This window comes from Mycolicibacterium setense, from assembly GCF_000805385.1.
Lineage (GTDB): Bacteria > Actinomycetota > Actinomycetes > Mycobacteriales > Mycobacteriaceae > Mycobacterium > Mycobacterium setense.
Map to the genome: position 1 here is coordinate 660792 of NZ_JTJW01000003.1, position 11385 is coordinate 672176.

12 protein-coding genes and 1 riboswitch are annotated in these 11385 nt (G+C 66.2%); of the genes, 8 read left to right on the forward strand and 4 right to left on the reverse strand.

All coding sequences use genetic code 11. From position 1 onward, the window contains the following. Positions 1–1632, reverse strand: a complete 1632-nt coding sequence (gene thiC / locus QQ25_RS04585) for a phosphomethylpyrimidine synthase ThiC (RefSeq protein ID WP_039377492.1) — start codon at positions 1630–1632, stop codon at positions 1–3. Further along, a riboswitch (TPP riboswitch) is annotated at positions 1623–1731 on the reverse strand. (Overlaps the previous gene by 10 nt.) Positions 1732–1947: 216 nt before the next feature. Between thiC and QQ25_RS04590 the strand changes: the two genes are divergently transcribed. From QQ25_RS04590 to QQ25_RS04600, 3 genes are all read left to right on the forward strand, one after another. After that, positions 1948–3705, forward strand: a complete 1758-nt coding sequence (locus QQ25_RS04590; protein ID WP_162627842.1) for an MFS transporter — start codon at positions 1948–1950, stop codon at positions 3703–3705. A gap of 89 nt (positions 3706–3794) precedes the next feature. Continuing rightward, positions 3795–4436, forward strand: a complete 642-nt coding sequence (locus QQ25_RS04595; protein ID WP_039377494.1) for a class I SAM-dependent methyltransferase — start codon at positions 3795–3797, stop codon at positions 4434–4436. Positions 4437–4471: 35 nt separating this feature from the next. After that, positions 4472–5209: an LOG family protein gene (locus QQ25_RS04600; RefSeq protein WP_039377496.1), complete on the forward strand. Its 738-nt coding sequence runs from the start codon at positions 4472–4474 to the stop codon at positions 5207–5209. 92 nt (positions 5210–5301) lie between these two features. Here QQ25_RS04600 and QQ25_RS04605 read toward each other — a convergent pair whose 3' ends face one another. The 3 genes from QQ25_RS04605 to QQ25_RS04615 are packed head-to-tail and all read right to left on the reverse strand — an operon-like array spanning position 5302 to position 7658. Further along, a complete protein-coding gene (locus QQ25_RS04605; protein WP_039377497.1) occupies positions 5302–6123 on the reverse strand; it encodes an exodeoxyribonuclease III in 822 nt (273 codons plus the stop codon). Positions 6124–6140: 17 nt separating this feature from the next. Next, positions 6141–7052 carry an N-acetylglutamate synthase, CG3035 family gene (locus tag QQ25_RS04610; RefSeq protein ID WP_039314213.1) on the reverse strand — a complete coding sequence of 304 codons (912 nt, stop codon included), beginning with the start codon at positions 7050–7052 and terminating at the stop codon, positions 6141–6143. 12 nt (positions 7053–7064) lie between these two features. Further along, positions 7065–7658: a peptide deformylase gene (locus tag QQ25_RS04615; RefSeq protein WP_039314216.1), complete on the reverse strand. Its 594-nt coding sequence runs from the start codon at positions 7656–7658 to the stop codon at positions 7065–7067. A gap of 138 nt (positions 7659–7796) precedes the next feature. On the opposite strand from QQ25_RS04615, the gene QQ25_RS04620 reads away from it, so the two are divergent. Genes QQ25_RS04620 through QQ25_RS04640 form a run of 5 tightly spaced genes read left to right on the forward strand, consistent with a single transcriptional unit; the run spans position 7797 to position 11144 of the window. Beyond that, entirely contained in the window at positions 7797–8108 is a 312-nt protein-coding gene (locus QQ25_RS04620) for a nucleoid-associated protein NapA (RefSeq protein WP_039314219.1), read from the forward strand. Positions 8109–8156: 48 nt separating this feature from the next. Further along, a complete protein-coding gene (locus tag QQ25_RS04625) occupies positions 8157–8627 on the forward strand; it encodes a LytR C-terminal domain-containing protein (RefSeq protein WP_198530758.1) in 471 nt (156 codons plus the stop codon). Positions 8628–8637: 10 nt separating this feature from the next. Next, positions 8638–9348, forward strand: coding sequence for a superoxide dismutase[Cu-Zn] (sodC, locus tag QQ25_RS04630; RefSeq protein WP_039314224.1), 711 nt, complete (start codon positions 8638–8640; stop codon positions 9346–9348). After that, positions 9329–10459: a glutamate--cysteine ligase gene (locus QQ25_RS04635; RefSeq protein WP_039377803.1), complete on the forward strand. Its 1131-nt coding sequence runs from the start codon at positions 9329–9331 to the stop codon at positions 10457–10459. Before sodC ends, QQ25_RS04635 begins: the two co-directional genes overlap by 20 nt. 58 nt (positions 10460–10517) lie before the next feature. Beyond that, positions 10518–11144 carry an LON peptidase substrate-binding domain-containing protein gene (locus QQ25_RS04640; protein ID WP_039314228.1) on the forward strand — a complete coding sequence of 209 codons (627 nt, stop codon included), beginning with the start codon at positions 10518–10520 and terminating at the stop codon, positions 11142–11144. The last annotated feature ends 241 nt before the right edge of the window (positions 11145–11385 follow it).

Below are 11385 nucleotides of genomic sequence, written 5' to 3' on the forward strand. Positions count from 1 at the left end.
TCACGAGGTCAAGGGTAGATACACGCGGTTGCCATGGTCGGCGAACTCCTGAGACTTGGCCGCCATGCCCTGCGCGATCTCGTCGGGGACACCGTCGGGGTAAGCGTCGCGAATATCCTGCGTGATGCGCATCGAGCAGAACTTGGGACCGCACATCGAGCAGAAGTGCGCCGTCTTGGCCGGCTCGGCCGGCAACGTCTCGTCGTGGAACTCGCGGGCAGTGTCGGGATCCAACGACAACGCGAACTGATCGTGCCACCGGAACTCGAACCGCGCCTTCGACAGCGCGTCGTCCCTTTCCTGCGCGCGCGGATGCTGCTTGGCCAGATCGGCGGCGTGCGCGGCGATCTTGTACGCGATGACGCCGTCCTTGACGTCCTTGCGGTCGGGCAGGCCCAGGTGTTCCTTGGGCGTGACGTAACACAACATCGCGGTGCCGGCCTGGGCGATGATGGCCGCGCCGATCGCCGAGGTGATGTGGTCATAGGCCGGTGCGATGTCGGTGGCCAGCGGGCCAAGCGTGTAGAACGGTGCTTCTTCGCAGAGCTCTTCTTCCAGCCGCACGTTCTCCACGATCTTGTGCATGGGGACGTGGCCCGGGCCTTCGATCATCACCTGCACGCCATGGGATTTCGCGATCTTGGTGAGCTCACCCAGGGTGCGCAGTTCGGCGAACTGGGCCTCGTCGTTGGCGTCGGCGATGGACCCGGGACGCAGCCCGTCGCCCAGTGAGAACGTCACATCGTAGCGAGCCAGGATCTCGCAGAGTTCCTCGAAGTGGGTGTAGAGGAAAGACTCCGTGTGATGCGCCAGGCACCAGGCCGCCATGATGGACCCGCCGCGGGACACGATGCCGGTGACCCGCTTGACGGTCAACGGGATGTAGCGGAGAAGCACCCCCGCGTGCACGGTCATGTAGTCGACGCCCTGCTCACACTGCTCGATCACGGTGTCGCGGTACATCTCCCAGGTCAACTTGGTCGGGTCGCCGTTGACCTTCTCCAGCGCCTGGTAGATCGGCACGGTGCCGACCGGGGCCGGTGAGTTGCGCAGGATCCACTCGCGTGTCTGGTGGATGTCCTTGCCGGTGGACAGGTCCATGATGGTGTCGGCACCCCATCGGGTGGCCCACACCATCTTGTCGACTTCCTCGCCGATCGAGGAGGTGACAGCCGAATTACCGATATTGGCATTGACTTTCACGCAGAACGCCTTGCCGATGATCATCGGCTCGCTCTCCGGATGGTTGTGATTGGCGGGAATGACCGCCCGGCCCCGGGCGACCTCGTCACGCACCAGCTCGGGTGAAACACCCTCGCGCTCAGCGATATACGCTATCTCGGCGGTGATCTCGCCGGCCCGGGCCCGTTGCAGCTGGGTGCCGCGATCCTTGTGTACGCCGGCACGCGGCGCCAGGCCGGCGGTCAGATCGATCACCGCATCGTCGTCGGTGTACGGGCCTGAGGTGTCATAAAGGTCGAGATGCTCGGAGTTGGTGAGGTTCACCCGGCGGAACGGCACCCGCAACACCGCGCCGTCATGGTCGATCTCGCGATAGACCTTGGTACTTCCGGTGATCGGACCGGTGGTCACGGAAGGGTCGGTAAAGCCGCCAAAAACAGAACTGCTCATGAAAATCTCCCTACGCCGGCATTACCCGGTCAGGTTCGTACGGTCGACGGGCGTACCCGTCCTCTCAGCGCGCTCGTGCGCACTCCCGCGTGTGTGGTTTGCAGGGCCCAACCTAGCGCAGACGTTGTGCGGTGGGGAACCCCGGAGGCCGCGGTTTCCGACACCGGACTGAGCGTCGCGCCCTGACGTGGAGGCCGGCGACCGCGAGATTCGAAGCTCGCTCAAATTGCCGTCACATGATTTGTATAGCTAATATATGTGTTTTGAACATGTTGGGCATTGCCGCCCCTCGATTGCGACCAGAGCGAAGACGGAATGACGACTGAGATGACGAACGCGGCCGGCGGCGTCGACGCTGCGCAGGCCGAGACCGCCGACCGGCGTAAACGGATGGATCACGATCACCCGTTCTACAAGTGGGTGGTGCTGTCCAACACCACGTTGGGCATCCTGCTGGCCTCGATCAACGCCTCGATCGTGCTGATCTCGCTGCCCGCGATCTTCCGCGGCATCGGCCTGAATCCGCTGGCCCCGGGCAACGTCAGCTACCTGCTGTGGATGCTGATGGGCTACCTCGTGGTCACCGCGGTGCTCGTGGTGCCCTTCGGACGGCTCGGCGACATGTACGGCCGGGTCCGCATCTACAACCTGGGCTTCGTGGTCTTCACCGTGGCCGCGATCGCACTGTCCTTCGACCCGTTCCAACTCGGTGGCGGTGCGATCTGGCTCATCGGCTGGCGCGTGGTCCAAGGCGTCGGCGGCGCCATGCTGATGGCGTCGTCGTCGGCGATCCTCACCGACGCCTTCCCCGCCAACCAGCGCGGCATGGCGCTGGGGACCAACATGGTGGCCGCGGTCGCCGGATCCTTCCTCGGGTTGCTCATCGGTGGCTTCCTGTCCGAGTGGCACTGGAAGGCCGTCTTCTGGGTGGGCGTGCCGATCGGCATCCTCGGCACGATCTGGAGCTACCGCTCACTCAAAGAACTCGGTGTCCGTACCGCCGGTCGGCTCGACTGGGCCGGCACGCTGACGTTCGGGCTGGGCCTGACGGTGCTGCTGATCGGCATCACCTACGGCATCCAGCCCTACGGTGACGCGACCACCGGCTGGACCAGCCCGTGGGTGCTGGGCTCCATCGCCGTCGGCCTGCTGTTGCTGGTGGCGTTCTGCATCGTCGAGTTGAAGGTGTCCTCGCCCATGGTGGACATCCGGCTGTTCAAATCGGCAGCCTTCGGGATGGGCAACCTGGCGGGCCTGATGTCCTCGGTGGGCCGCGGCGGGCTGCAGTTCATGCTCATCATCTGGTTGCAGGGCATCTGGCTGCCGCTGCACGGCTACAGCTTCGAATCCACCCCCTTGTGGGCTGGCATCTACCTGCTGCCGGTCACCATCGGATTCCTGGTCGCCGCGCCGATCGCCGGATCGCTCTCCGACCGCATCGGCGCGCGGCCGCTGACCGTCGGCGGCATGCTGCTGATGGCGGCCACCTTCGTGGCGCTGCTGCTCATCCCGGTCAACTTCGACTACTGGGTGTTCGCGATCCTGGTGTTCCTCAACGGTCTGGGCGGCGGCATCTTCACCGCCCCCAACACGGCGGCCATCATGTCGAGCGTGCCGGCCGACCAGCGTGGCGCCGCCTCGGGTGTGCGATCGACGTTCTTCAACGCAGGCAACTCACTGTCCATCGGCATCTTCTTCTCGCTGATGATCGTCGGGCTGGCCAACACGTTGCCCGCGGCGTTGACCTCCGGCCTGACCCAGCAAGGTGTTTCGGCATCCGTGGCTCAGGATGTGGCGAACCTGCCCCCGGTCGGCAGCCTGTTCGCGGCGTTCCTGGGCTACAACCCGATGGCCGAACTGCTGGCGCCCTACGACGCGTTGCACCAACCGGGCGTGAACGCCGATGTGATCACCGGGCAGACGTTCTTCCCGCAGTTGATCACTGAGCCGTTCCACTCCGGGCTGACCGTGGTGTTCACCGCCGCGGCGGTGATGATGGTGATCGGTGCGGTGGCGTCGATGTTCAGCGCGGGCCGCTATGGGACCGAGGCGGGAGCCGACAATCAGGCCTGAGAGGCGGGAGCCGACAATCAGGCCCGAGAGGCGGGAGCCGACAATCAGGCTTGAGCAGGGCCGCCGGCAACGCACCTACACTCGGGTCGGTGACCACCACACAGCGCCGCGGATTCAACGACGCCATCACGCGATTCTGGAGTTTCGCCGCACCGGCTTATGACCAGGGCTGCCTCCAGCGGTGGGTGTACCGACCCGCCCAGGACGAGGTGATCGCCCAACTGCAGCAGCGCGGTGCCCGTACGATCGCCGACATCGCCTGCGGCACCGGCATCCTGGCCGACCGCATCGAGCGTGAACTGCGCCCGGACGAGGTCTACGGCCTGGACATGTCCGACGGCATGCTGGCCCAGGCGGCCAAGCGATCCGACCGGGTGCGGTGGATGTCGGCGCCGGCCGAAGAACTGCCCTTCCGGGACGGCTTCCTCGATGCGGTGGTGACCACATCGGCTTTTCATTTTTTCGATCAACCGGCCGCCCTCGCGGAGTTCTACCGGGCACTCGCGCCTGGCGGCATGGTGGCCGTGACGACGATGAGTCCCCGCCGGACATTCCTTCCGCTGCACGCCATTTCAGCCGACCTGAGCGCACCCGCCCACAGTCCCACCGAGGACGAGATGCGCGCGCTGTTCGAAATGGCCGGATTCACCGTCGTCGAACAGCACCGGGTGCGGCGGCCGGTGTGGACGCCGATCTCCGACGCCATCACCGTGGGCGTCAAGCCCGCGTAGCCGGCAGGGGATTGCTTTCCCATACGCTGGCAAACGTGACCGAGAACGACGACAGCCCGCTTCAGATTCGTGGTTCGGTGCAACTCCGTCGGGACCGCTGCGCCACCACCACCGCCGACCAACGCCTGCTCGACCGGCGCGGCTCCGCCGATTGGGTGCACACCGATCCGTGGCGCGTGATGCGCATCCAGGGCGAGTTCGTTGACGGTTTCGATGCCCTGGCCGAGATGCCCAGGGCTGTCACGGTTTTCGGATCGGCCCGCACGGTTCCGCATTCGCCGGAGTACCGGTTGGGCGAGGAACTGGGCATCGCGCTGGTCCGAGCGGGCTATGCGGTGATCACCGGCGGCGGTCCGGGCTCGATGGAGGCCGTCAACCGCGGGGCCAGCGAGTCCGGCGGCTACTCCGTCGGACTGGGTATCGAACTGCCCTTCGAACAGCACCTCAACCACTGGGTCGATCTCGGCATCAACTTCCGCTACTTCTTCGTCCGTAAGACCATGTTCGTCAAGTACGCGCAGGCATTCGTGTGCCTGCCGGGTGGATTCGGCACCCTCGACGAACTGTTCGAGGCGCTGACCCTGGTGCAGACCCACAAGGTCACACAGTTTCCGATCATCCTGATGGGCGTCGACTACTGGTCGGGGTTGATCGACTGGATTCGCAACACCATGCTGCGGGACGGCAAGATCTCCGAATCCGATCTGGCGCTGCTCCATTGCACCGACAGCGTGGCAGAAGCCGTCGACCTCATCGCGGCGTCGGCCCGATAGCGGAGAAGTGGTGCCGTCAGGCCGTTGATTCTGCTCCCAGGGCGCGGCCTACTCGCACTTTCGCGCCTTGGGCGCAGAGTCAGCCGGACGGCTCAGCTCAGCTCGACCACGACCGGCGCGTGATCGCTGGGTGCGGTGGTGCCCTTCTTCGGGCGGCGTTCGTCCTTCACGATCTCGGCGTGCGTCACGCGCGAGGCCAGGCCGGGGGAGCCGAGAATGAAGTCGATGCGCATGCCACGGCGCTTCTGGAATGCCAGCTGCGTGTAATCCCAGTAGGTGTAGATTCCCGGACCTTCCGTGAAAGGTCGCACCACGTCGGTGAATTGGGCCTCGTGCATGGCCTGGAAGGCGGCGCGCTCGGGTTCTGACACATGCGTGCGGCCATTGAACGCGGCCATGTCCCAGACATCTTCGTCCTTGGGCGCGATGTTCCAATCGCCGACGAGCGCGATGGGCCGCTCCGGATCCTCTTTGAGCCAGCCTGCGGCGGTATCGCGCAGGGCGGCAAGCCAATCCAGCTTGTAGGCGTAGTGCGGATCCGCCAAGGTACGGCCGTTGGGTACATACAGGCTCCACACGCGTACCCCGCCGCAGGTCGCGCCCAGCGCGCGGGCCTCGGCAGTGGCCTCCGCTGGATCCTTTCCGGGACTACCGCCCCATACGGGTTGGCCCGGAAACCCGATCTCGATGTCGTCGAGGCCGACCCGTGAGGCGATGGCCACGCCGTTCCACTGGTTGAGCCCGACATGGGCCACCTCGTAGCCCAACGCGGCGAACGGCATCATCGGGAACTGCGCATCGGTGCACTTGGTTTCCTGCATGGCCAGCACATCGACATCGGCACGCTCGAGCCAGTCGACCACGCGGTCCGCTCGGGTTCGGATCGAATTGACGTTCCAGGTGGCCAGGCGCATGAGGTTAGAGGTTACGGTCAGCGCGAACCGAGCACGTCCTCGGCCGCGACATAGCGGGTTTGGTGGTGCAGCCGGAATCCCAGTGACGTGTACAGCGCGACGGCCGCGTGGTTGTCGACCTCCACCTGGACGTACGCCCGGCCGGCGCCGGCCTCGACACCCCAGGTCAGCAGTGCCTCGCACACCGCCCGGGCATGGCCCTGCCCGCGATGGGTGGGGGAGACGCGGACCGACGAGATGCCCAGCCAGGCCGTGCCGTCGGGGGCCCTGGTCACAGCGCCGCGGCCGACCGCGCGATCGGGCACCGTCGCGAAGGTGAGCGTCCCGTCCACCACGGCGGTCAGAACGTCGACAGGCACCTCGCGCTCGTAGATCCGCAGCCATTGGGCGTCCGGTTGCTGCGCCAGCGTGACAGTGGGCGGTGCGGCGGGCAGGGGCGCAGGAGGCAGCTCGCGCACCATCACTCGGGCCGGCTTGATTCCGGGAGTGCGTACCGGCAGCAGCCGCTCGGGCAGGGCCAGCCAGGCCGGCAGGTCACGTGCGCGATACCAGTCGAGTACCGCCGACAGATCGGCGATCTGAGCCGAAACATCGAGTGGGATGGCTGAATTGGCGCGACTGGTGACTCCGTGCCCGGCGCGCAGCAGCCAGCCGCCCAGCCATTGGTGCTCCACGCCCGGCCAGGCCAGCGCCGCCGCGTGTTCCAGCGTGCGGACCTCCGAAGCCCGCACCGGGGCGTGCGACAGCTCGCGGACGCTGACGACGTCGGCGGGATCGATGTCGACGAGGTCGCCGGCCTTGGTGCGCAGCAGCAGCGTCGGCTCCAGGCGCTCCAGGTGACCGATGACGTCGGTCAGTGGCTTGGCAGACCCGGCAGGCAGCCGGTAACGAAGGCTGACCCGGGACCCGAGCGCGGGCAGCTCAGACATCGGTGCCTGACATCAGTGACCGAACGGGTCGGGAACCTCGCCCGGCATCCAGGACAGGCCGGGAACACCCCAGCCGTTGCGCTTGACGGTCTTCTTGGCGGCCCGGGCATACCGGCCCACGAGCCGATCGATGTAGAGGAAACCGTCGAGGTGCCCGGTCTCGTGCTGCAGCATCCGGGCAAACAAGTCGGTGCCCTCGAGAACGACCGGTGAACCGTCGGCGTCGAGCCCGGTGACGCGCGCCCAGTCGGCCCGGCCGGTCGGGAAATTCTCGCCAGGCACGGACAGGCAGCCTTCCTCGTCGTCGTCGGGGTCCGGCATCGTCTCGGGAACCTCGGAGGTCTCCAGCACCGGGTTGATGACGACTCCGCGGCGGCGTGTGGTCTGGCCGCGCGTCGGGGCGCAGTCGTAGACGAACAACCGCTTGGCCACGCCGATCTGGTTGGCGGCCAAGCCAACCCCGTTGGCGGCGTCCATGGTGTCGAACATGGACTGGATGAGTTCGGGCAGGTCTGCCGGGAGTGACCCGTCCGGGCCGACCGGCACCGGCTCGGTCGGGGTGTGCAGAACGGGATCTCCGACGATGCAGATCGGTACGACAGCCATGGGGAAAGCTTAAGTGGGCAAGCCTTCTCACCCGACTCGCGGGTTTATGTGTCACGGCGAGCCAGCAAGCCGTGGTTGAATAAGCGCCGAACCACAGCGATGTCATTTCTCAAGTGTCGGAAGGGTCCAGGGAGCAATATGGACGGCGCCATGGCGCGGACTGAGCAATCCGGGGACGACTCTGAACTGAGCGATGGGCTCACCCGGCGCGAGCACGATATTTTGGCCTTCGAACGCCAATGGTGGAAGTACGCCGGCAGCAAGGAAGACGCGATCAAAGAGCTGTTCTCGATGTCGGCCACGCGGTACTACCAGGTGCTCAACGCCCTGGTCGACCGCCCCGAGGCGTTGGCGGCCGATCCGATGCTGGTCAAGCGGCTGCGCCGGATGCGGGCGAGCCGTCAGAAGGCGCGGGCCGCGCGGCGGCTCGGCTTCGATATCACTACCTAAAGGTCACGCAATGAGGGATCGGGCGGTTCGCTCGATACAGTGGTGGCGATGAATCAGCGAGACTCCTCCGGGCTACCCCTGCGCGCCATGGTCATGGTGCTGCTGTTCCTGGGGGTCGTGTTCCTGCTGGTCGGGTTCCAGGCGCTCGGCTCCGACGACGACTCTTCGGACCAGTCGTCGCCTGTGGCCACCACGACCGCCACGACCACCACGAAGACATCGGCAAAGGCCGCACCCGCATCAGAGGCCAAGGCCGACGTGCGCGTGTACAACATCTCCGATGTCGCCGGCGCGGCCGAGACCACGGCCAACCGGCTGCGTGAGGCGCGCTGGAACGTCACCGAGACCGGCAACCTGACACTGGAAGGCGTCGCCGGTACCACGGTGTTCTTCGGTGAGACCTCGGGTGAGAAGGAAGCCGCCGAAGCCGTGGGCAAGGCGATCCAGGCACCCGTCGAGCCCCGACGCCCGGAACTTCTCGAGCAACCACCGGGCGTGATCGTGGTAGTCACCGGCTAGGCTTTGGGCCATGCTGAAGTCCGTCAGTGTTGCCATTCTGTTCGCTGCCCCCGTTGTCGCAATGAGCGCCTGCAGTCCGCCCGGACAGGTGCCGTCCGACACGCCCGGCACCACCCCGGCGATCTGGACCGGATCGCCTTCGCCCTCGGCTGCTCCCGGTGAGCAGGGCGGCGGGCACGGTGCACCGGCCACGAGCGGCGGAGAGACCCTCACAGCAGAGCTGAAGACTGCCGACGGGACGTCCGTGGCAACCGCCGACTTCCAGTTCGCCGATGGCTTCGCCACCGTCACCGTCGAGACCACGGCGCCGGGCAAGCTGGCTCCGGGATTCCACGGCCTGCACATCCACTCGGTCGGCAAGTGTGAGGCCAACTCCGTGGCACCGACCGGCGGTGCGCCCGGCGACTTCAACTCCGCCGGAGGCCATTTCCAGGTGTCCGGGCACAGCGGCCATCCCTCCAGCGGTGACCTGAGCTCGCTGCAGGTCCGGGCTGACGGCTCGGGCAAGCTCGTGACCACCACCGACGCCTTCACCGCCGAGGATCTGCTGGGCGGCGCCAAGACAGCGATCGTCATCCACGAGAAGGCCGACAACTTCGCCAACATCCCGCCGGAGAAGTACCAGCAGGTCGTCGGCGGCGCACCCGGTCCCGATCAGGCGACCTTGGCGACCGGCGATGCCGGAAGTCGGGTGGCGTGCGGTGTTATCGGCGCCGGCTGACAGCCGTATCGATTTCGCCGGGTCGCCCCGGCCCACTGTCGGCGTCGAATGGGAGTTCGCTCTCGTCGACGCCGACACTCGTGATCTGAGCAACGGCGCCGCCGAGGTGATCGCCGAGGTCGGCGAGACCCCGCACGTGCACAAGGAGTTGCTGCGCAACACCATCGAGATCGTCACCGGAATCTGCGAGAACACCGGCGAGGCGATGGACGACCTGCGCGGCACCCTCGGCCCCGTGCGCAAGATCGTGCACGAACGCGGCATGGAACTGTTCTGCGCGGGCACCCACCCGTTCGCGAAATGGTCGGCGCAGCAGCTGACCGACGCGCCGCGGTATGCCGAGCTGATCAAACGCACCCAGTGGTGGGGTCGGCAGATGCTGATCTGGGGCGTGCACGTGCACGTCGGCATCTCTTCGGCGCACAAGGTGATGCCGATCATCTCCTCGCTGCTCAACCAGTACCCGCACCTGCTGGCGCTGTCGGCGTCGTCACCGTTCTGGGACGGTGAGGACACCGGATACGCGAGCAACCGGGCGATGATGTTCCAGCAGTTGCCCACCGCCGGCCTGCCGTTCCAATTCCAGACCTGGCCCGAATTCGAGGGCTTCGTCCACGATCAGAAGAAGACCGGCATCATCGATCATCTCAACGAGATTCGTTGGGACATCAGGCCCTCGCCGCACCTTGGCACCGTCGAGGTTCGGATCTTCGACGGGGTGTCGAACGTGCGCGAGCTCGGTGCGCTCGTCGCGCTGACCCACTGCCTGATCGTCGATCTGGACCGCCGCCTCGACGCAGGCGAGCAGTTGCCCACCATGCCGCCGTGGCACGTGCAGGAGAACAAGTGGCGGGCGGCCCGCTACGGCCTGGACGCCGTGATCATCCTCGATGCCGACAGCAATGAGCGGTTGGTCACCGAAGACCTCGACGAATTGCTGAATCACCTTGAGCCGGTGGCCAAATCACTCGGTTGCTCCGACGAGCTCGCCGCGGTGACCGACATCTACCACGGCGGCGGCTCGTATCAACGGCAGCGCCGGGTGGCCGAGGAAAGCGACGGCGACCTCCGCGAGGTCGTCGACGCCCTGGTCGGCGAACTTCGGCTGTAACCCGCGCCGGCGCCTGCCGTTGATTGACTGAACCGGAGGCGAGGACGATCCTGGCCGAATGACGGTCTCACCGATGTTTCCTCTCGAAGTGGCGATGCTGCCCGGCCAGGAACTACCGCTGCGGATCTTCGAACCGCGCTATGTCGCCATGGTCAGCGACTGTATGGCCATGCCGGAGCCGTCTTTCGGAGTGGTGCTGATCTCGGCCGGCCGCGAGGTGGGCGGTGGTGACCGGCGGTGCGACGTCGGGGCGCTGGCCAAGATCGTGGACTGCCAAGAACTCGGTGTCGGAAAGTACCGGCTGCTGTGTGTGATGGGTGAGCGGATCCGGGTGCAGCGCTGGCTCGACGACGACCCGTATCCACGTGCCGAGATCGAACTGTGGCCCGACGACGCCGACGGGCCGGCGGACCCGGCCCGCATCAGCGATGTCGAAGACCGGATGGTGGCCCTGCTCGACCGGATCGGCGAGGCCCGAGGCACACCGATCCGCAGCCGCGAGATCGTGGAGTCCGCCGGAGTGGATCCGGAGAACCGCTTGTACGCCTTGGCCGCTCGGCTGCCCATCGGACAGGCGGACCGCTACTCGCTGCTGGAGGCCCCGTCCGAGGCGGCCCGCGTCGAGGTCCTCAGCGAGGCCGTGGACAACGTCACCGCCATCGTGGAATTCCAGCTCTCGGAGTAGTGAGCCATGCGGCAATGAAATTGCTGCTCATCGATGCCATCACGCTCACTGCGTTCAGTAACTGTGCCCCGTGATTGGTTCTCCGTGGATTTCTCACAGACTCTTCCCGCCAGCGTGGGGCCACGGCGAAACTAATCGTCCACCTCATTTCCGATGTTCGCGCGAGTAACGCTGTGGTGGAGATTTCGCGATTCCACCGCCACAGCGTTACTGGCGCGAACGCCAAACCGGTGCAGGTGCG